Source organism: Citrifermentans bremense, from assembly GCF_014218275.1.
Lineage (GTDB): Bacteria > Desulfobacterota > Desulfuromonadia > Geobacterales > Geobacteraceae > Geomonas > Geomonas pelophila.
Window position 1 is genome coordinate 4,038,186 of the sequence record NZ_AP023213.1, and the last position, 19,636, is coordinate 4,057,821.

The 19,636-nt window shown below is 64.0% G+C and carries 17 protein-coding genes; 11 read left to right on the forward strand and 6 right to left on the reverse strand.

Annotated features, from left to right (window positions below):
- Positions 1–151 precede the first annotated feature (151 nt).
- Positions 152–652, reverse strand: coding sequence for a hypothetical protein (locus GEOBRER4_RS17925; RefSeq protein ID WP_185243407.1), 501 nt, complete (start codon positions 650–652; stop codon positions 152–154).
- Positions 653–880: 228 nt separating this feature from the next.
- Here GEOBRER4_RS17925 and GEOBRER4_RS17930 point away from each other — a divergent pair, with 228 nt between their 5' ends.
- Together GEOBRER4_RS17930 and GEOBRER4_RS17935 are read left to right on the forward strand one after the other, a co-directional pair.
- Complete coding sequence (locus GEOBRER4_RS17930) at positions 881–2,782, forward strand: LTA synthase family protein (RefSeq protein WP_185243408.1); 1,902 nt, start codon at positions 881–883, stop codon at positions 2,780–2,782.
- Positions 2,783–3,478 (forward strand): phosphatase PAP2 family protein, encoded by a 696-nt coding sequence (locus GEOBRER4_RS17935; RefSeq protein WP_185243409.1) that lies wholly within the window; start codon positions 2,783–2,785, stop codon positions 3,476–3,478.
- Between the two features lie 50 nt (positions 3,479–3,528).
- Here GEOBRER4_RS17935 and GEOBRER4_RS17940 read toward each other — a convergent pair whose 3' ends face one another.
- The 5 genes from GEOBRER4_RS17940 to GEOBRER4_RS17960 form a co-directional block, all read right to left on the reverse strand.
- Positions 3,529–4,854, reverse strand: a complete 1,326-nt coding sequence (locus GEOBRER4_RS17940; RefSeq protein ID WP_185243410.1) for a metal ABC transporter permease — start codon at positions 4,852–4,854, stop codon at positions 3,529–3,531.
- Positions 4,851–5,618: a metal ABC transporter ATP-binding protein gene (locus tag GEOBRER4_RS17945; RefSeq protein WP_185243411.1), complete on the reverse strand. Its 768-nt coding sequence runs from the start codon at positions 5,616–5,618 to the stop codon at positions 4,851–4,853. The genes GEOBRER4_RS17940 and GEOBRER4_RS17945 overlap by 4 nt, the downstream gene beginning before the upstream one ends.
- Positions 5,605–6,111 (reverse strand): hypothetical protein, encoded by a 507-nt coding sequence (locus GEOBRER4_RS17950; protein ID WP_185243412.1) that lies wholly within the window; start codon positions 6,109–6,111, stop codon positions 5,605–5,607. Before GEOBRER4_RS17950 ends, GEOBRER4_RS17945 begins: the two co-directional genes overlap by 14 nt.
- Positions 6,112–6,130: 19 nt before the next feature.
- Positions 6,131–7,042, reverse strand: a complete 912-nt coding sequence (locus GEOBRER4_RS17955; protein ID WP_185243413.1) for a metal ABC transporter solute-binding protein, Zn/Mn family — start codon at positions 7,040–7,042, stop codon at positions 6,131–6,133.
- A 133-nt stretch (positions 7,043–7,175) separates the two neighbouring features.
- Positions 7,176–7,925: an SDR family oxidoreductase gene (locus tag GEOBRER4_RS17960; RefSeq protein WP_185243414.1), complete on the reverse strand. Its 750-nt coding sequence runs from the start codon at positions 7,923–7,925 to the stop codon at positions 7,176–7,178.
- Positions 7,926–8,172: 247 nt separating this feature from the next.
- Here GEOBRER4_RS17960 and larB point away from each other — a divergent pair, with 247 nt between their 5' ends.
- From larB to alaS, 9 genes are all read left to right on the forward strand, one after another.
- Positions 8,173–8,925, forward strand: coding sequence for a nickel pincer cofactor biosynthesis protein LarB (larB, locus tag GEOBRER4_RS17965; RefSeq protein ID WP_185243415.1), 753 nt, complete (start codon positions 8,173–8,175; stop codon positions 8,923–8,925).
- Complete coding sequence (larC, locus tag GEOBRER4_RS17970; protein ID WP_185243416.1) at positions 8,926–10,083, forward strand: nickel pincer cofactor biosynthesis protein LarC; 1,158 nt, start codon at positions 8,926–8,928, stop codon at positions 10,081–10,083.
- A complete protein-coding gene (locus GEOBRER4_RS17975) occupies positions 10,080–10,529 on the forward strand; it encodes a phosphatidylglycerophosphatase A family protein (protein ID WP_185243417.1) in 450 nt (149 codons plus the stop codon). The genes larC and GEOBRER4_RS17975 overlap by 4 nt, the downstream gene beginning before the upstream one ends.
- Complete coding sequence (locus GEOBRER4_RS17980; RefSeq protein ID WP_185243418.1) at positions 10,526–11,770, forward strand: competence/damage-inducible protein A; 1,245 nt, start codon at positions 10,526–10,528, stop codon at positions 11,768–11,770. The genes GEOBRER4_RS17975 and GEOBRER4_RS17980 overlap by 4 nt, the downstream gene beginning before the upstream one ends.
- Positions 11,771–11,885: 115 nt before the next feature.
- A complete protein-coding gene (locus GEOBRER4_RS17985) occupies positions 11,886–13,883 on the forward strand; it encodes a sensor histidine kinase (RefSeq protein WP_185243419.1) in 1,998 nt (665 codons plus the stop codon).
- Between the two features lie 289 nt (positions 13,884–14,172).
- Positions 14,173–15,189 carry a recombinase RecA gene (recA, locus tag GEOBRER4_RS17990; protein ID WP_185243420.1) on the forward strand — a complete coding sequence of 339 codons (1,017 nt, stop codon included), beginning with the start codon at positions 14,173–14,175 and terminating at the stop codon, positions 15,187–15,189.
- 3 nt (positions 15,190–15,192) lie between these two features.
- On the forward strand, positions 15,193–16,347 hold the full coding sequence (locus GEOBRER4_RS17995; protein ID WP_185243421.1) for a type IV pilus twitching motility protein PilT: 1,155 nt from the start codon (positions 15,193–15,195) through the stop codon (positions 16,345–16,347).
- Complete coding sequence (locus tag GEOBRER4_RS18000) at positions 16,348–16,818, forward strand: regulatory protein RecX (RefSeq protein WP_185243422.1); 471 nt, start codon at positions 16,348–16,350, stop codon at positions 16,816–16,818. It abuts the gene before it with no gap.
- 170 nt (positions 16,819–16,988) lie between these two features.
- Positions 16,989–19,616, forward strand: coding sequence for an alanine--tRNA ligase (gene alaS, locus GEOBRER4_RS18005; RefSeq protein WP_185243423.1), 2,628 nt, complete (start codon positions 16,989–16,991; stop codon positions 19,614–19,616).
- The last annotated feature ends 20 nt before the right edge of the window (positions 19,617–19,636 follow it).

Sequence of the window (19,636 nt, forward strand, 5' to 3'; positions counted from 1 at the left end):
TCAAGGAAGATGTCGGGAGAAGCCAGAAGCTAGGGGCTAGGGGCTAGGGGCTAGGGGCTAGGGGCTAGGGGCTGGGGGCTGGGGGCTGGGGGCTGGGGGCTGGAGTTGGAGGTTGGCGAGAGGGCCGGCTAGCAACCGGGGCACTCTCTCGCTATTTCTGCTGGGCAGGGACGTAGCGGTACATCCTGCGCTTCTTCGAGTAGTCGGCGAGTGAGAGAAGGTCGGATTGACTGATGGTCCAGATATCCCCTTCCTTTTGCAGCTTGATAGACTTGGTGAGGAATTGGGTGCCGGGGATGCTCCCCTCGAAGCCCAGGCGCGCACGGACGACTGCCTTTCGTTCCCCCTTCAGTGAGACTTCGGCCTCCTGCATTTTCTCCCAGCAGCAAGCGGGGCGGCGCGGGGCGTCGGAGAGCTTCCGTGCAAGCGTCTCTTCGCTCTCTTTCCCGCCGGAGGTGCGCCGGTAAAGCTCCTCGTAGCTGCCGTCGCGCCACAGGTCGAGGATCTTCTCGAAATCTCCCAGAACCTCGCGGGTGGACGCGGCGCTGCTTTGGGCTGCGCCTGCTGCGGTGGGCTTGCCCCTTTCCCTGGCGGCCAGCGAGAACAAAGGGAAGAGCAGCAGCAACAGGAAGAGCAGGGCGAATACGCGCATGGGGAGATCCTCCAAAGGAAACACCGGCTAATCATACCGTAACCGGTGTTTCCCGCCACAACGGGCAACTCCCCCTTCTCTCTTCCCAACCTGGAGTCGCGTAAGAACCCTTTTAATCGACCGCACTCTCACATGACAAAAATGTAATCTTCGTGCAATCTTCAGGCAACGCTTGCTCCTGTATGTTTTTGAACGCCCACGGGCAATACCCATCAGAGGTTACCAAACATGCCGCAGCGCCGACCGGGTCTCATCACCCTCGTCTCGATCACCTTTATAGCCGTCTCCACCGCAATCAGGCTGATGCTACTCGCCATGACCCCCAAGGGGGCGGGGCTTGGCGCCGCGCTCCTTTTGAAGACGGCAGCCATGGGACTCTTCTTCGACCTGGTGACCCTTTCCTACGCGCTGCTGCCGGTCGCCCTCTACCTGATCCTGGTCCCGCGCCGAGTGGCAGGCCACCGTGCACACGTCTGGCTCTTGCGCCTGCTTTTCGCGACGTACCTGGGGGTGCTGGTCTTCGACGCCTGCTCCGAGTACCTCTTCTTCGACGAGTTCGGAACCCGCTTCAACTTCATCGCCGTCGACTACCTTGTCTACACCCAGGAGGTGATCGGGAACATCAAGGAGTCCTATCCCCTTGCCCCCATCTTCTCGGGGATCGCCATCGCGGCCCTTTCCGGAGCCTGGCTTTTGAGGAAGTACCTGGATCGTGGGATCCAGGTGACCTTCGCCGGGCCGTACCGCCGCGTGGGGGCCCTTTTGATCGTACCCGCGCTCCTTTCCTACTCCCTGGTGCACGTCTCCCTCTCCTCCATCTCCTACAACAACTTCGCCAACGAGCTGGCGGGTAACGGCATCTACAACCTCTTTGCCGCCTTCATAAACAACGAGCTTTCCTTCACCAGGTTCTACCGGACCAAGCCGCAGGACCAGGTCAACAGCCGGCTGAGGACGCTGGTCGCCGAGCGCAACAACAGCTTCGTGAACCCGAGCTCCGAACGTTTCACCAGGGCGATCCGCGGCGAGGGGCCGGAAAAGCGCCTGAACCTGGTGGTGGTGGTCGAGGAGAGCCTTTCCGCCGAGTACCTTGGGAGCTTCGGCAACAAGGACAACTTGACCCCCAACCTGGACCGGCTAGCGTCCCAGTCGCTTTTCTTTACCAACCTCTACGCCACCGGCACCCGTACCGTGCGGGGCCTGGAGGCGCTCACCCTTTCCATCCCCCCCCTCCCCGGAACCTCGATCGTGAAGCGCCCCAACAATTCAGGGTTCCGCTCCTGGGGCGAGGTATTGAACGCCAAGGGGTATGAATCGAAGTACATCTATGCCGGGCACGGCTACTTCGACAACATGAACGCCTTCTTCTCCGGCAACGGCTACTCCATCGTGGACCGCGCCGACTTCGCCAAGGACGAGGTGACCTTCTCCAACATCTGGGGAGTCTGCGACGAGGACCTGTTCCGGAAAGTGATCAAGGAGGGGAGCAAGTCGTACGCGAAAGGCAAGCCGTTCTTCTCCATGGTGATGACCACCTCGAACCACCGTCCCTTCACCTACCCCACCGGCCGCATCGACATAGCACCGAAGACAGGTAGGAAGGGGGGGGTGAAGTACGCCGACTACGCCATCGGGAGGCTCATCGCCGAGGCGAGCAGCCAGCCCTGGTTCAAGGACACGGTCTTTGTCATCGTCGCCGACCACTGCGCCGGGAGCGCGGGGAAAACGGACATCCCGGTCAAGAAGTACGAGATCCCGATGCTGGTCTACTCGCCGGCGCACGTGAAACCCGGGCGTGTGGAGAAGATGACGAGCCAGATCGACGTGGCCCCAACCGTGCTCGGGATGATGAACATGAGCTATAAGAGCGACTTCCTGGGGCGCGACGTCCTGAAGGATTCCGGGCAAGAGCCACGCGCCTTCATCTCCACTTACCAGAAGCTCGGCTACCTGACCGAGGACCAGCTGCTGGTGCTGGGTCCCCAGCAGTACGCGGCGCAGTACCAGGTGGACCGCAAAACCGGAGAGGCTAAGAAGGAGCCGGTAAGCGACAAGTTCCTGGGGGACATGCTGGCCTACTACCAGGGCGGGGACTACCTGTACCAGCACAGGCTGAACCGGCTCCGTTAGATGAAAGAGAAGCTGGACCGCAGGTTCTGGCTTACGCACCTGGTCCTGCCCGTGACCGTTTTCGCCGCTGCAGCGGCCGCGTGCGAACTGACCGACGTGGACCTGATACTCGCGGACCGCTACTTCGACTTCGTACGGGGGGTGTGGCCGTTAAGGGACGCATGGTGGGCCGACTGGCTGATACACCAAAGGGGAAGAGACCTGATCGCCTGTATCGGCGGGGGAGCGCTCGCCGGATGGCTGGCAAGCTGGTTCTACGGGCGGCTCAAGGCTAACCGCTGGTGCCTTTTCTACCTGGCGCTGGTGATAGGTCTCACGGCAGTGGCGGTGGCGGGGCTCAAGAAGGCGACCCACCGGAACTGCCCGTGGGACATCAACCGTTACGGCGGGAGCGCCCCCTACACGAGGCTCACGGAGCCGCCGCCTCAGGCGTGCGGCCCCGGCAACTGCTTCCCGGCCGGGCACGCCTCGGGGGGATTCTCACTCTTCGCCGGCTACTTCGCCTGGCGCGACCGGAAAAGGCGCCTGGCGAAAGCCTGGCTCGCCGCAGGGGTGCTACTCGGGAGCTTCTACGGCTGGGTGCAGATGGTGCGCGGCGCCCACTTCCTGTCGCACAACGTCTGGAGCGCCATCATCTGCTGGCTGATGGCGCTCCTGGTCTACCTACCGATGAGGCGGGTGCTGGCGAGGGAGTAAAAGCCGCGCCGCTGCAGGATAAAGCCCTCCCCCACGCCCCGCTACTCCCCTCACTGCTCCTCATGGTCGATTGCGGAACCCTTTTTCCCTGCGCCGTTGCCGCGCCGGGGGATCCTCTGGCCGTGGGGATCGACCTCGGGCTTGCCCAGCTTCTGGTCCAGGTATTCGACGGTCCCGGCGCCGTGGATGTGCTCCAGCCGGTGCGCAGTGGGATGCAGCGCCTCCTCCGGGGTTCCGATGGAGGCCAAATAGCTCTCCCAAATGCGATGGGCGCGCAAAACGTTCGCCGCCTGCTTCTCCCCCACCACGGTCAGCCGGTACCCCTGCGGCAGGGCCTCGATCAACCCCTCCGCCTCCATCTGTTTAACCGCCTTCCAGAGACTCCCCGGCTGCGGCACCTGCACGAACTGCTGCAGCACCTTGAGCGGTGTTTCCCCCTCCTGGCGCAGGATGGTGATCAGCACGTCCTCCACCACCTGCTGCGGGATCATGTTGCGCAGGCGGCGCCAGCGGGCCAAAAGGCCGTAGCGCGGGGCCAGCACCAGCACAACCAGGAACTGCAGGGTGCAAAAGAGCATCACCGCCCCCCCACCCGCCGAGTCGAGCCATACGCATAGATACAAGCCGCCGATCACGCTGGTGACGCCGAACAGGGAGGCTAACGCCATCATCTTGTCCAGCCGGTCGCTCAAAAGGTAGGCGGTCGCAGCCGGCGTGATCAAAAGCCCCACCACCAGGATCACCCCCACCATGCTCACCGCGCTCACCACCACCATGGATACGCACCCGGTCAGCGCGTAGTCCAAAAGCAGCACCGGGAGCCCCGTCGAGGCCGCCATGATCGGGTCGAAGCTCGCCAGCTGGAAGTGGCGGAAGAAGAGGACCAGGATGGTGAGGACCGAGGCGGAGACGATGGCACTGGCCCAAAGGTCGGTGTCGGCGACCCCCAGGATGTCACCCATGATGAAGTGCATCAGGTCGATGTGGATGTACTGCCTGAAGATGGAAACCACCACGACACCCAGGGCGAAGACGCCGGTGTACATGATGCCGATGACGGTGTCCTCCTTGACCTGGGAGACCTTGGATACCACCCCGATGAGGGCGACGGTGATGATGGCGGCGATGAGCGAGCCGAGCAGCATGGCGGGAGCGTAAGCCTCGACCCCGAAGAGAAGCTTCATGGCCAGGTAGCCGCCCGCCACCCCGGCGATCATGGCGTGGGAAAGCGCGTCCCCCAGAAACGCCATGCGCCTTAGCACCACGAGCGAACCGACGGCACCGGAAACGAGCGCGACCGCGCACCCCCCGATGAGGGCCTTCTGGAAATAGGTCTCGGTGAGCGGAGCCCAAAGCGCCTGGATGAGGAAGTTCATCGTCCCCCCTCCTTGGCCATCAGGTCGGTAAAGACCCTGAGGCGCCCCTCGTACACCTGGCTCAAAAGCTCCTCCTGCAGCACCGCGGCAGGTGGCCCGAAGGCGTAGAGCCGCTGCTTCAAGAGGACCAGGTTGTCGAAGTACTCGGCCGCTGTGGCAAGATCGTGGTGCACCACGACCAGGGTCTTTCCTGCAGCCTTCGCCCGCTCCAAAACGTCGAGTATCGCCCGCTCGGTGGCGGCGTCCACCCCGGCGAAAGGCTCGTCTAAAAGGAGGATGTCGGATCCCTGCGCCAGCGCCCGCGCCAGGAACACCCGCTGCTGCTGCCCCCCCGAGAGCTGCCCGATCTGGCGCTCCGCGAAATCTGACATGCGCACCATGGAGAGAGCCTCGAGAGCCGCCTCGCGATCGGCTGCGGAAGGCGAGCGGTACCAGGGGATGTGCTGGTAGCGCCCCATGAGCGCCACCTCCCGCACGGTAATTGGGAAATCCCAGTCCACGGCGCCGCGCTGCGGGACGTAGGCCACCTTCCCCTTCGCCTTCTGCACATCCTCGCCGCCGATCAGCACCTCCCCCACGTCCGGTTTCTCGAAGCCGAGGATCGCCTTGATCAGGGTGGATTTCCCCGACCCGTTGGGGCCGATGACCCCAACCAGCTGGTCCTTCTCGATCTTGACCGATACGTCGAGAAGCGCCGGGCGCGCGCCGTAGGAAACCGTCAAGTGGCGCACCTCGATGGCGGGAGTCCCCTTACCGTTGTTCATGGCTCCCCTCCCCCGCACCCGTCAGTTCGAACGGGACGGTACCAGCCACCACCGCCCCCTTCTCCCCCCAAAAGGTCTGGTCCGCGATCACCCGGCCCCCCTGAAGAATCCTCACCCGTAGCGCATGGTCCCGCGTCTCCCCCTGCGGCGGGACCGCCCTGACGTAGATCTCGTTATGCCCAAGGACCAGCCCCGGCACCGGCGTAAGCGATTTGGTGACCCCGGCGGGGAGCGAGCGGTCGCTTCGGTAGATCTCCCGGTCCGCGACGCGCACCAGGAGCGTCGCAGCCTGGTTCGCCCCCCCCTTGAGGGCGAAGGGGTCGGCCGCCGTGGGGAAGCTCGGGGTGAGCTCCAGCGTGTAGGCCTGGGCCGGCGCCTCGGTCAGTTTCTCCGGGACCGCCGGGGACGGCCTGTGCCGGTCGCGCTGGTAGCTGTAAAGGGAAAGCCCCCCGATCAGCACCAGCCAGATTGTCGCCACCAGTAAGAACCTCATGTTTTTCCCTTATCCCCCTCTACTTGAGCGCCTGGACGATCAGGAGGACGTTCTCCCGCATCATGCCTATATAGCTCTCACCCGCCGAGCCCGCCTTACCCATGGAATCGGAGTAGAGCTCGCCGCCTATGGCGACGCCGGTCTCCTGGGCGATCTCGCGGATCTGCTTCGGGTTGATGGTGGTTTCGACGAAGATGGCGCGGGCGCCGGAGCGGCGGATGGAGTCGACGACCTGCTGGTGCCGCTTGGGGGTCATCCCTCCCCCCACCTCGGCCCCGGTGGACCACCCTACCGGCGCAATGCTCTGGTAACGGTTGTTGGGGTTGAAACGGTAGTCCCGGCAGAAATAGTTGAAGGCGTCATGGGTGGTGACCAGGATGCGCCGCGAAGGGGGGATGCGCCCGGCCTGGTCCCTGATCCAGGCGTCCAAAACCCTCAACTGCTGCAGGTAAAGAGCGCCCCTCGCCTGGTATTCCGCGACATGCGCGGGGTCGAGCCGCCCCATTGCCTCGACGATGTTGTTGACGTATATGGCGGCATTTTGCACCGAGAACCAGGCGTGCGGGTCGGGGACCACCTGACCTTCCTTCCCCAACTGCAGCGGGGCCACACCCCGCGACGCGGTGACCAGCTCCTTCCCCGCATCGTGGGCCAGCGCCCCCATCCAGTTCTTCCCCTCCAGGTGCAGGCCGTTTTCCAGGCAGAGGCTTGCGCTCAATACCACCTGCACGTCGTTCGGCGTGGGCTGGTAGGTGTGCGGGTCGGCGCCGGGGGCCAATATGCTGCGGACCACCAGGCGGTCCCCTGCGATCTCGCGCGCGAAGTCGGCGATCTGGGTGGTGGAGGCGACCACGACCGGCTTCCCCGCGCCGAAGGCGGCTACAGGAAGGGTAAGGAGGATCATGAGGAACAGGATGATAAGGCGCAGCAAGTGAAACCTCCTGTCAAGGCGGTCCGGCAGAAAAAACATACCCCATTGAAACATCTCTTCATTAATTGTCAAACTGCACCCTCACTCCGACCCTCTCCCAGGGGGAGAGGGAGAATGGAGAGTTTAGGCGCCGTTATTCCAGGTAGATCATCTTACGGGTCATGCCGCCGTCGACCACGAAGTTCTGGCCGGTGATGAAGCCGGCCTTTTCCGAGGCGAGATAGAGCACCAGCTCCGCCACGTCCTCCGGGCGCCCCACCCGCCCCGCCGGGTGCTGCAGGTGATCCTCGGGGCGGAGGTCGCTTTCGTCGCCGGTGTTGATCCAACCGGGGCTGACGCAGTTCACCCGCACCTTGGGCCCAAGGCTCATGGCGAGCGCGTGGGTCAAGGCCACCACTCCCCCCTTGCTGGCGGAGTAGGGCTCGGTCTCCGGCTCCGACTGCAGCGCGCGGGTGGAGGCGATGTTGACGATACTCCCCCCGCTCTCCTTGAGAGCCGCCGCGGCGTGCTTGCAGCAGAGAAAGACGCCGGTCAGGTTGGCGCCGATGACCCGGTTCCACTCTTCCAGGCTCAGCTCCTCCAGGGGCCCGGCGTGCGCCCTGGCGCGCGCCGCGTTGTTGACCAGCAGGTCGAGCCTGCCAAAACGCTGCAGCGCCACAGCCACCATATCCTTTACTTCACCCTCGTCCGCCACGTCGGCCGGACAGCACAAAAGGCGCTCGGGTGCGGCAAGCCGGGCAAAGGTTTGGGCAAGCGCCTCCCGGTCGACGTCTGCCAGCACCACGGCATACCCCGCGGCGAGCGCCGCCTGCGCGATGCAGTTGCCGATTCCCCTTGCCGCTCCTGTCACGAGCGCCACCTTCTCTCTTTGCTTCTGTGTCATCTCTCCCCCGTCTGTCAGCATCGCTTGGCCATCTGTCACACCGGCAGCAAAAAAGGTACAACACCGGGACGGGTAAGGCAACGCGCAACAGGTGCTGCAATCTAGCCGGCGCCGGGTCGACACCCCCCTTCAAAGAGCCCGCCTCTCCATGACATAAAGTTAAGCAAAAAGCTTTTTTTATTGCAGCGAAACGCTTTATTTGTGCTAGCCTTTGTATCTTTCAAAATACGGAGGCAGGATCCGGTTCATGCAAAGCAAGCTGATAGAAAAGATACTCCAGGAGGTGGGCGAGGGATCTCTCGACGTCCAGACCGCCCTGGAAAGACTGAAGCACCTCCCCTTCGAGGACGTCGGGTGCGCGACGGTGGACCACCACCGCTCGCTGCGCCAGGGGTTCCCCGAGGTCATCTTCGGCCAAGGGAAAAACCTGGCCCAGATGCGCACCATCATCACGGCACTCCTCGAAAAGGGGGGGAACGTGCTCGCCACCCGCGTCAGCGCCGCCAAAGGGGCGAGGCTCAAGGAGAGCGTCCCGCAGGCGGTCTACCACCCAGACGCACGGGCGCTGACCATCGAGCAGCACCCGGTGGAGATCCGCGGCAAGGGGAAGATCCTCGTGGTCAGCGCCGGGACCTCGGACATCCCGGTGGCGGCGGAGGCGGTCCTCACCGCGCGCCTGATGGGAAACGAGGTGGAGCATATATACGACGTGGGGGTGGCGGGTCTGCACCGGCTTTTGGCCCGGCGGGGCGCTCTCGCCGAGGCTGCGGTGATCGTCGTCGTCGCCGGCATGGAAGGAGCGCTCCCCTCGGTGGTCGGGGGGCTCGTGGACAAGCCGGTGATAGCGGTCCCGACTTCCATAGGGTATGGCGCCTCCTTCGGCGGCGTCGCGGCGCTTTTGGGGATGCTCAACTCCTGCGCTGCGGGGGTCACCGTGGTCAACATAGACAACGGCTTCGGAGCGGCCTACGCCGCAAGCCTGATGAACAGGGTGCATTGAATGAAAGTGGCTTATTTTGACTGTTTTGCGGGAATCGCCGGCGACATGACCGTCGCGGCGCTGATCGAACTGGGTCTCCCGCTAGAGGTTTTGCGAAAGGAACTGGCGGGGCTTCCCCTTTCCGGCTACACGCTGGAAAGCTTGAAGGTGGAGCGGCACGGCGTGACAGGGACCTCGTTCAAGGTGACGCTCACCGAGGCGGACCAGCCGCACCGGCACTACAGCGGCATCGCGAAGATGATCGACGAGTCCGCCTTAGCCCCCAGGGTGAAGGAACTCGCGCAGCGGATCTTCAGAAGGCTCGCCCAGGCCGAGGCCGCCGTGCACGGCGTCCCCCTGGAGCGGGTACACTTCCACGAGGTGGGGGCGGTGGATTCCATCGTCGACATCGTGGGGACCGCGATCGGGCTCGACTACCTGGGGGTTGAAGCGATCTACGCCTCCGGGCTTCCCTACGGCAGGGGCTTCGTGCAGACGGCGCACGGCAGGCTCCCGGTCCCGGCACCCGCGACGGCGAAGCTGATGGAGGGGATACCCCTTACCGCCGACATCGGCGAGGGGGAGCGGGTCACCCCGACCGGCGCGGCAATCGTCGCGGCGCTAGCCGAGGGGTTCGGACCCCCGCCGGCCCTGACGCCGCTTGCCACCGGCTACGGCGCGGGTGAAAAGGACTTCCCAGAGCTCCCCAACCTGCTACGGGTGATACTGGGCGAGAAGCAAGGGGAAAAGGGTTGCCAGGAGGTGCTGGTCCTAGAGACCCACATCGACGACATGAACCCCGAGATCTTCGGCTTTCTCATGGAGAAGCTCCTGGAGGCGGGGGCGCTCGACGTCGCCTTTTCCCCCCTGCAGATGAAGAAGAACCGCCCCGCCACCCGCCTGACCGTGATAGCGGACCCAGACGACCTGAAAAAACTCTCGGCGATCGTCCTGTCGGAGTCGACCGCCATCGGCCTGCGCTACTACCCAGCCAGCCGCGTAACCTCTGCGCGCCGGCTGGAGACGCGCTCCACGACGCTCGGCGAGGTCGCCGTGAAGGTGCTGGAAACCGGGCGCGTGACGCCGGAATACGACTCGTGCCGCAAGATCGCGCTGGATAAAGGGATCCCGCTGATCGAGGTCTACCGCACGGTAGAAAGGGAGTGCGGCAAGGCATGAAGCGTTTCGTCATCATCTCCGCCACCTGGTTCGGCACCGGCTTTTCCCCGTTCGCCTCGGGGACCGTGGGTACGCTCGGGGCGATCCCCTTCTTCCTCCTGCTGTCGCGCATGCCGCTTGCACTCTACCTCTTGACCGTCATCGCCTTCACCCTCTTCGCCTGCTGGAGCGCGGGGTTCGGCGAGGAACTCTGGGGCGAGCACGACTCCGGCAAGATAGTCATCGACGAGGTGGCCGGCTACCTGGTCACCATGACCGCCGTCCCCGCCACCTGGCAGGGGGTCTTGATCGGCTTTCTGGCTTTCCGCTTCTTCGACATCCTGAAGCCGCAGCCGGCGCGCTGGTTCGACCGGTCGCTGAAAAACGGCTACGGCGTGGTGCTCGACGACGTCATGGCGGGGCTCTACGCCTGCGCCGCGACGCACCTGGCCCTGAGGTTCCTATGAGGGTGGCGGTTCTTTCCATAGGGGACGAGCTTCTTTCCGGCGAGGTGGTGGACACCAACGCGAGCCACATCGCGGACCGGCTCTTCCAGGCGGGGGGGCGGGTGGCGCGACACCTGACGGTCCCCGACGACGCGCAGGAGATCGAGGCCGCCCTCAAAGAGCTCGGGGAGCGCAGCGACGCGGTCATCGTCACCGGGGGCTTAGGCCCCACACCGGACGACCTCACCGCCGAGGCCGCGGCCAGGGCCGCAGGGACGGAACTGGAGTTGTCGCCGGAGGCGCTTCTCCACCTGGATCTTTTCGCGCAAAGGATCAGCGGGGGGCTGCACCCGTCCAACCGCAGGCAGGCGCTTTTACCCAAAGGGTGCGCGCTGATCCCGAACCCTCTGGGGACCGCCTGCGGCTTCGTGGTCCGCGTAGGCCGCGCAGACTGCTTCTTCATGCCCGGCGTCCCCTACGAGATGGAGCGTATGCTGGAGGACACGGTGCTCCCGAAACTGCGGGAGAGGTTGCCGGCAGGATGGCAGCGGGTGACCCTGAAGCTTTTCGGGATCGCCGAGGCCGCCATCGCGGAACTTCTGGAGGGGGCGATCCCCCCGGAGTCCCCGGTGCAGCTCGCCTACTGCGTCAAGTTCCCGGAGATCCACCTGATCCTGCGCGCCAAGGAATCCGACGCCTCCTTTTTGCAGCAGGCGGCAGGCGAATTGCGGCGGCGGCTCTCATCCTACCTCATCGCCGAGGACCGGGAGGGTATGGACGACCGGCTGGCGCTCTTGCTCAGGGAAAGCGGCCTCACCCTTTCGCTCGCCGAGTCCTGCACCGGAGGCATGATCGCCGCCCGCATCACCGCCATGGCGGGAAGCTCCGCCTATTTTCTCGAGGGAAACGTCACCTACAGCAACGAGGCGAAGAGCCGAATGCTGAAGGTCCCCGCAGCGCTGATAGCTGAGCATGGCGCCGTCAGCGCCGAGGTCGCCCGCGCCATGGCGGTCGGGGCGAGGGAGGCGGCGGGAACCGACCTGGCCTTATCGGTGACCGGCATCGCCGGCCCGGACGGCGGGAGCCCCGACAAGCCGGTCGGCACCGTCTACCTGGCGCTTGCCGACCAAGGCTCCTGCCGGGTAGAGCGCTTCAACTTCCAGGGCGATCGCGCCCGAGTCCGTTCCATCACCTGTTTTACCGCGCTCGATTGGCTGCGCCGCTACCTCCTCGCGCGGGAGACGACACCAGGCCGGGGTTAACCGGTCATAACAGGTCCTGATTAGCGACAATCTTCCGCCAGTCCCCTCTCCTCTGGGCCTGTGGCTGAAGATCATGCCTAATCAGGTAAGAAGTTGCCGGTACAGGGGAATCACCTTGCACTTCGCGCCGTTTCTGCTCATAGCCATCTGCGAACTGACGCTGCTCTTCGTCGAGCGTCGCACCCCGGTGCCGGAATGGCTGCACCTCGGGGTTTCGGTCACCGTTGCCGCCGTGTTCCTTTTCCTCGCCGCGCGGGTCTGGAAGCGGCAGGAGCGGGTGCGGGAAGGGCTGCAGCGCGAACTCGAGGAGATGCGGCAGGAGGCGGTAAAAAGCGCACGCCGCTACAAGTGCCTTCTGGAAGGGGCGGGAAACGCCATCTTCATCTTCAGCGCCGACACCGGCCTCTTGCGGGAGGAAAACCGGGTGGGGCGGGAGCTTTTGGGCTTCAGCAGGGAGGAGCTCGACTCGATCCAGGCGCGCGACCTGCTGCACCCCGACGAGCAAGAGCGGTTCCGCAGCTTCCTGTACCAGGTGCGGCGCAACGGGCGCGGCGAGTTGGACGCGGTGCGGATCAGGAAGAAAAACGGCTCCTTCTTCCTGGCCGAGATCAACGCGAGGCTCATCGACCTGGGTGACGAGCAGGTGGCCCACTGCCTTTTGCGCGACATCACCAAGAAAAGGCGCACCGAAAAAGAGATCTGGCAGAGAAACCGCGAACTCTCCATCCTGAACGACATCCTCACCGGCATGAACCATTCCTCGGACTTGGAGCAGGAGCAGCAAAGAACCCTGGTGGAGATCATGGAGCTTTTCGATGCGGGGGGGGGCACGATGCACCTGTACCGCTCCGACCAGGGAGCCGCAAGGCTTTGCGCCTGCAGCCATGTCTCTGCCGAACTGGAGCAGCGCATCACGCAAAGCCTCATCCTGGACCCGGAGCGCTTCCTGAAGGTGAAAAGGGTGAAGGCGCAGCAGATGAAGGAGCTGGGGGCGGCAGCCGAAGGGTGGCAATGCGTCACCTCGGTCCCGATCAGCGCCCACGACCACCTGGTCGGCGTGATGCACCTCCTGCACCGGGAGCCCTGCCGCTACAGCGCCGAAGAGCTCCGCTTCCTGGAAAGCGTCGGCAAGCAGATGGGCACCATCATCGAGAAGGGGAGGCTCTTCGCCGAGCTGAACTGGAAAAGCGGGGAACTGCTCCGCTCGCACCGCCTTCTGGAGAAGAGCAGCCACAACCTCTCCATTTCCGAGATCCGGCTCAAGCAGAACCTCGCCCTGGTGGAACAGGCAAACCTGGAACAGAACCGGCTGGACCGGATGAAGAACCAGTTCCTGGGGATGGTCTCCCACGAGTTCAACACCCCGCTTACCAGCATCATCTCCGGCGTCGAACACCTTTTGCAAAACGGCTGGCAGGGCGAGGAGGAGGCGCGACCGGTGCTGGAGCTCGTGCGCGACGGAGGGCTTAGGCTCAAGGGACTGGTGGCGGACCTTTTGAAGCTGATCAAGGTAGAGGCGCGCCGGGGGGCGCTGGAGACCTCGGCGGTGCACCTGCGGCATTTCCTGGACGAGCTGTCAGCCCAACTGCAGCCGCAACTTTCCGAGCGCGGGCAGTGCGTCACCCTGGCGGGGCTGGAAGAGCTCCCCTACTTCGACGCGGACCGCAACTACCTGGAGCGCGTATTCGGCGAGCTTTTGCAAAACGCCATCAGGTTCAGTCCGGAAAACGGGGAGATCCTGGTCACCGGGCGGGTGGTGGACCGGCCGGCGCTTCTGGAGCGCAAGGATACCCTGGAGCGCTTCAACCCTGAGTTCCTCAGGCGCTGCGGCGAGCGCTGCTACCTCGAGGTGGAGGTGCGCGACAGCGGCATCGGCATCCCGATCGAGGAGCAGCAGGGGATCTTCGGGATCTTCTACGAGGTGGGGGAGATCAAGCACCACTCAAGCGGCATGAGCCGCGAGGAGGGAAGAGGAGCGGGGCTCGGGCTTGCCATGGTGAAGGGGATGGTGGAGGCCCACGGAGGGATGGTGTGGGTGGAGAGTTCGGGGGGGAGCTCCTTCTTCCTGGTACTTCCCCTGGAGCAGGAGGCAATCCAGCCGGCGCTGTTCTAAACCAAACGGCTGAAAGGCCGTTCAAGGTTCAACGTTCGACGTTAAAGGCGAGCAACCATCCCGAAATGGGGCCGCAGCGGCACGGATGATCTGACGACAGCCGCGGTCGAACCTTGAACGTTCGACGCGTTTTCTGACCTTGAACAGTTTTTCCAACGTTGAACCTTGAACGTTGAACGGTTTATAAGCTTTTAGCCGTTGAAAACCCTCCGCTGGTTGTGCTATTGGTGATGGGATTTTTTACCGGACAACGACCTGCTTTTTTGCAGGCTACAGGAGATATAGAACGATGCTCGACAAGGATAAAGCGGAAAAGGCCCTGGACCTGGCGATGAGCCAGATTGAAAAACAGTTCGGCAAAGGGGCCATCATGAGGCTCGGCAACGAAGAGGCGCTCCCCGACATCGCCTCGATCCCGACCGGTTCGCTCTCGCTCGACCTGGCCCTGGGCGTCGGAGGGGTGCCGCGCGGCCGCGTGATCGAGATCTTCGGACCGGAATCCTCCGGCAAGACCACGCTCGCCCTGCACGTCATCTCCGAGGCGCAGAAGCTCGGCGGGATCGCCGCCTTCGTCGACGCCGAGCACGCCCTCGACATCGGCTACGCCAGGAAGCTCGGCGTCAAGACCGACGACCTCCTGGTCTCCCAGCCGGACACCGGCGAGCAGGCGCTGGAAATCGCAGAGACCCTGGTAAGAAGCGGCGCCATCGACGTACTCGTCGTCGACTCCGTGGCCGCCCTGGTCCCCAAGGCGGAGATCGAAGGGGACATGGGTGACTCGCACATGGGGCTGCAGGCGCGCCTCATGTCCCAGGCGCTCAGGAAGCTGACCGGCATCATCTCCAAGTCCAACTGCTGCGTCATCTTCATCAACCAGATCAGGATGAAGATCGGCGTCATGTTCGGCAACCCCGAGACCACCACCGGCGGCAACGCGCTCAAGTTCTACGCCTCGGTCCGCATGGACATCAGGAAGATCGCGGCGCTCAAGCAGGGCAACGACATGATCGGCTCCCGCACCCGCGTCAAGGTGGTGAAGAACAAGGTCGCCCCCCCCTTCAAGGAAGTCGAGTTCGACATCCTCTACGGCGAAGGGATCTCCAAGGAAGGGGACATCCTGGACCTCGCCGTGGAGCGCAACGTAGTGGAGAAAAGCGGCGCCTGGTTCTCCTACGGCAAGGAACGCATCGGCCAGGGGCGCGAGAACTCCCGCCTGTTCCTGAAGGAGCACCCGGAGATCACCGCGGAAATCAGGGAAAAGCTGGTAAGCCCCCAACAAGACGCCGCAACTACCGGCGCAGCCTAGACCATGGAACTCAACGAGATCCTCGGCATAGCCATGAAGGCGAAGGGGTCGGACATCCACCTGAAGGCGGGGCTTCCCCCCATCGTCAGGATCGACGGCGCCTTGCGCGCCATCCCCAACGCCGACCGGCTCTCGTCGGAGGCGGTCAGAAACATGGCGTTCTCCATCATGAACGAGCGCCAGAAGCGGATCTTCGAGGAGAACTACGAGGTCGACCTCTCTCACGGGGTCCCGGGTCTCGGGCGCTTCCGCGTCAACGTCTTCGCCCAGCGCGGCACCGTCGCGCTCGTCCTGCGCGCCATCCCCATCGCCATCCCGACGCTGGAGACTCTTAACCTGCCGCCGGTCTTGAAAAAGCTCGCCCTGGAGCAGCGCGGCCTGATCCTCGTCACCGGGACCACGGGTAGCGGCAAGTCGACCACGCTCGCCTCCATCATCGACTACATCAACGAGCACCGGACCTGCAACATCATCACCATCGAGGACCCGGTCGAGTACCTGCACAAGGACAAGAAGAGCCTGATCAGCCAGCGCGAGGTCGGCTTCGACACCCTGACCTTCGGCAAGGCGCTCACCTCGGCGCTCAGGCAGGACCCGGACGTGATCCTCGTGGGCGAGATGCGCGACTACGAGACCATCGAGACCGCGCTCACCGCCGCCGAGACAGGCCACCTCGTCCTCTCCACCCTGCACACCCTCGACGCAGCCGAAACCATCAACCGCGTCATCTCGGTTTTCCCCCCCTACCACCAGAGGCAGGTGAGGATGCAGCTCTCCGGGATCATCAAGGGGGTCATCTCCCAGAGGCTCGTGCCGCGTGCCGACGGCAAGGGGCGCGTCCCGGCGGTCGAGGTCATGATCGGCACCGCGCGCATCAGGGACTGCATCGACGACAAGGAGAAGACCAAGCAGATCCCCGACGCCATCGCGCAGGGGTTCACGAGCTACGGGATGCAGACCTTCGACCAGTCGCTGATGCAGCTTTTGACCAATAACCTGATCACCTACGAGGAGGCGCTCAGGCAGTCGAGCAACCCCGACGACTTCGCCCTCAAGGTCTCCGGCATCTCTTCCACCTCCGATTCCAACTGGGACGAGTTCACCAGCGAAGAAGAGCCCCCCGCAGAAGGCGGCGAGATGACCATCGAGAAGTACTAGGTGCAGCGGGGAAGCGCCTTCGACTGCTCCCTGAGGATCCTGACCCTGCGCGACCACGCCGAAGCGGAACTGCGCCGGAAGCTGGAGAGAAGGGGTTACCAGGAAGAAGAGGTCGAGGCGAGCGTCGTCCGCCTGAAGGAGCTCGGGTACCTGGACGACCTCCGTTTCGCCCGCAGCTATGCCGCGTCGCTGCTTAGAAACGGCAAGGGGTACGGGGTGAGGCTGAAGATGGAGCTTTCCCGGCGCGGGGTCGCTACGGCAATCGTGGACGAGGTGCTGGGGGAGCTGGCGCTCGAGTACGGCGAGTCCGAGTTGCTGGCCCAGGTGATGGAGCGCCGCTACGGCTCCTTCGATGCGAAGAGCGCGACGGACAAGGAAAAGCGCAAGGTAATCGGCTACCTGCAGCGGAAGGGGTTTTCGCTCGGAGCTATCTTCAGGCAACTCAACGCGCACGGCTGCTGCGACGATTGAAGGCGAAAGGCGTTTAACAGGGATAAAAGGGATGAAGGGGATAATACGCACGACGAAATGACAAAGAGGTGACTACAATCTTTTTGATTTTATCCCCTGTATCCCCTCAATCCCTGTTACCAGATTTTAGTTTCAGATTGATCTTCATTTCATTTTTTTGAGGTTTTTTTATGACAGGCAAAGAGATCCGGGCGCAGTTCTTCAACTATTTTCAGAGAAACGGGCACGCCCTGGTGGAGAGCTCGAACCTCATCCCGCGCAACGACCCTACCCTTCTTTTCACCAACGCCGGCATGAACCAGTTCAAGGACGTCTTCCTCGGCATGGAGAAAAGGGATTACCTGAGGGCGGTCTCCTCGCAGAAATGCGTGCGCGCAGGCGGCAAGCACAACGACCTCGAGAACGTGGGGCGCACCGCCAGGCATCACACCTTCTTCGAGATGCTCGGTAACTTCTCCTTCGGCGACTACTTCAAGAAAGAAGCGATCGCCTTTGCCTGGGCATTCCTGACGAAAGAGCTCGGCCTCTCCAAGGACCGCCTCTACGTCACCGTCTACACCGACGACGACGAGGCGGCCGACATCTGGCACAACCAGGAAGGGGTGCCGCGCGAGCGCATCTACCGCTTCGGCGAGAAGGACAACTTCTGGTCCATGGGCGACACCGGCCCCTGCGGCCCCTGCACCGAGATCTTCTGGGACAACGGCCCGGGAACCGGCTGCGGCAGTCCCGACTGCGCCGTAGGGTGCGACTGCGACCGCTACATGGAGATCTGGAACAACGTCTTCATGCAGTTCAACCGGAGCAAGGACGGGGTCCTAACCCCGCTCCCCAAACCCTCCGTCGACACCGGCATGGGCCTTGAGCGCATCTCCGCCGTAATGCAGGGGGTAACCTCCAACTACGACACGGATCTCCTGCAGGGGATCATCCGCCACATCGAGAAGGTCTCCGGGAAGAAGTACCGCGACGACGAGAAGGACGACGTCTCCATGCGCGTCATCGCCGACCACGCCCGCGCCGTCACCTTCCTGATCTGCGACGGCGTCCTCCCCAGTAACGAAGGGCGCGGCTACGTGCTTCGGCGCATCATGCGCCGCGCCGCCCGTCACGCGAAGATGCTGGGGATCGCCGAGCCGGTTCTTTACCGCGTGGTCGACGCGGTCAACATGATGATGGGCGACGCCTACCCGGAGCTTCTGGAGCGCGAGCAGTACGTGAAGAAGGTGATCCTCGCCGAGGAGGAGCGCTTCATCGAGACGCTCGACCGCGGTCTCGCCATCCTGAACGAAGAAACCGCGGCGCTGAAGGCAAAGGGTGAGAAGGTCATCTCCGGCGAGGTCATCTTCAAGCTCTACGACACCTTCGGCTTCCCGGTCGATCTCACCGCCGACATCGTCGAGTCCGAAGGGTTCACCCTCGACGAGGACGGCTTCGCCCTCTGCATGGAGAAGCAGCGCGTGAAAGCGAGGGAGAACTGGAAGGGGTCGGGCGAAACGGGGCTGGCCGACATCTACAAGGAACTGCACGGCACCGGCGTCAGCACCGACTTTTTGGGCTACAGCGAGCAGACCGCCTTCTCCACCATCAGCGCCATCGTCAAAGGGGGCGTCCTGGTCGAAGAGGCCAACACCGGCGACGAGGTCGAGATCGTCACCGCGGCGACCCCTTTCTACGGCGAGTCGGGCGGACAGGCAGGCGACACCGGCACCATCTCCACCGGCTCCGGCCACGTCGAGGTGACCGGCTCCACCCGCCCCTTCACCGACCTGATCGTGCACCGCGGCAAGGTGGTATCCGGCGCCATCAGGACCGGCGACGCGGTGGACCTGAAGATCTCGGTCGCCAACCGCGCCGCGACGGCCCGTAACCACACGGCGACCCACCTGCTGCAGGCGGCGCTCAGGGAGGTACTGGGCGATCACGTGAAGCAGGCTGGCTCCCTGGTGACCCCGGACAGGCTCCGCTTCGACTTCACCCACTTCACCCCGATGACCGCCGAGGAGATCCGCAGGGTCGAGATCCTGGTGAACGGCCACATCATGGGGAACTCCCCGGTCGAGGCCCGCGAGATGCCGGCGGCGGACGCGCTTGCCGCGGGAGCCACCGCGCTCTTCGGCGAGAAGTACGGCGACGTGGTCCGCGTGGTCAAGGTGGGAGAGGTCTCAAGTGAGCTCTGCGGAGGCACCCACGTACACGGCGCCGGCGAAATCGGCTTCTTCAAGATCATCTCCGAGGCGGGCATCGCCGCCGGGGTCAGGAGGATCGAGGCACAGACCGGCAGCGGCGCTCTCGCCGTGGTGCACGGGATGGAGGACGAGCAGCGCGGGATCGCCACCCTCTTGAAGGCCGAAGGGGGGACAGTCCTCGACAAGGTCGAGAAACTGGTGGCCGGCCAGCGCGAGCTGCAAAAGGAGCTGGAAACCTTGCAGGCGCGCCTGAACGCCTCCAAGTCGGCCGACCTGATCCAGCAGGTGCGCGAGCAAAACGGCGTCAAGATCCTCTCGGTGAAGGTGGACGGGGACGCGAAGGGATTGCGGGAGCTCTCCGACACGCTGAAGCAGCGGATCGGCTCCGGAATCATCGTCCTTGGAACCAGCGACGCGGTGAAGGCCAACATCCTGGTGGCGGTCACCTCCGACCTCTCGGCGCGCTGGAAGGCTGGGGACATCATCAAGGCGATCGCACCGATAGTCGGCGGCAACGGCGGCGGGAAGCCCGAGCTGGCGCAGGCGGGGGGCTCGAAGCCCGAGCACCTGGCCGAGGCGCTCGAGGCGGTTTACCAGATAGTCGGGTAAAAAAATCCCCCCTCCTGACC

Excerpts from the sequence above, each read along its gene's own strand:
- GEOBRER4_RS17925 (WP_185243407.1), bottom strand. The coding sequence starts at position 652 with ATGCGCGTATTCGCCCTGCTCTTCCTGTTGCTGCTGCTCTTCCCTTTG.
- GEOBRER4_RS17930 (WP_185243408.1), top strand. The coding sequence starts at position 881 with ATGCCGCAGCGCCGACCGGGTCTCATCACCCTCGTCTCGATCACCTTT.
- GEOBRER4_RS17935 (WP_185243409.1), top strand. The coding sequence starts at position 2,783 with ATGAAAGAGAAGCTGGACCGCAGGTTCTGGCTTACGCACCTGGTCCTG.
- GEOBRER4_RS17940 (WP_185243410.1), bottom strand. The coding sequence starts at position 4,854 with ATGAACTTCCTCATCCAGGCGCTTTGGGCTCCGCTCACCGAGACCTAT.
- GEOBRER4_RS17945 (WP_185243411.1), bottom strand. The coding sequence starts at position 5,618 with ATGAACAACGGTAAGGGGACTCCCGCCATCGAGGTGCGCCACTTGACG.
- GEOBRER4_RS17950 (WP_185243412.1), bottom strand. The coding sequence starts at position 6,111 with ATGAGGTTCTTACTGGTGGCGACAATCTGGCTGGTGCTGATCGGGGGG.
- GEOBRER4_RS17960 (WP_185243414.1), bottom strand. The coding sequence starts at position 7,925 with ATGACACAGAAGCAAAGAGAGAAGGTGGCGCTCGTGACAGGAGCGGCA.
- larB (WP_185243415.1), top strand. The coding sequence starts at position 8,173 with ATGCAAAGCAAGCTGATAGAAAAGATACTCCAGGAGGTGGGCGAGGGA.
- larC (WP_185243416.1), top strand. The coding sequence starts at position 8,926 with ATGAAAGTGGCTTATTTTGACTGTTTTGCGGGAATCGCCGGCGACATG.
- GEOBRER4_RS17975 (WP_185243417.1), top strand. The coding sequence starts at position 10,080 with ATGAAGCGTTTCGTCATCATCTCCGCCACCTGGTTCGGCACCGGCTTT.
- GEOBRER4_RS17980 (WP_185243418.1), top strand. The coding sequence starts at position 10,526 with ATGAGGGTGGCGGTTCTTTCCATAGGGGACGAGCTTCTTTCCGGCGAG.
- recA (WP_185243420.1), top strand. The coding sequence starts at position 14,173 with ATGCTCGACAAGGATAAAGCGGAAAAGGCCCTGGACCTGGCGATGAGC.
- GEOBRER4_RS17995 (WP_185243421.1), top strand. The coding sequence starts at position 15,193 with ATGGAACTCAACGAGATCCTCGGCATAGCCATGAAGGCGAAGGGGTCG.
- alaS (WP_185243423.1), top strand. The coding sequence starts at position 16,989 with ATGACAGGCAAAGAGATCCGGGCGCAGTTCTTCAACTATTTTCAGAGA.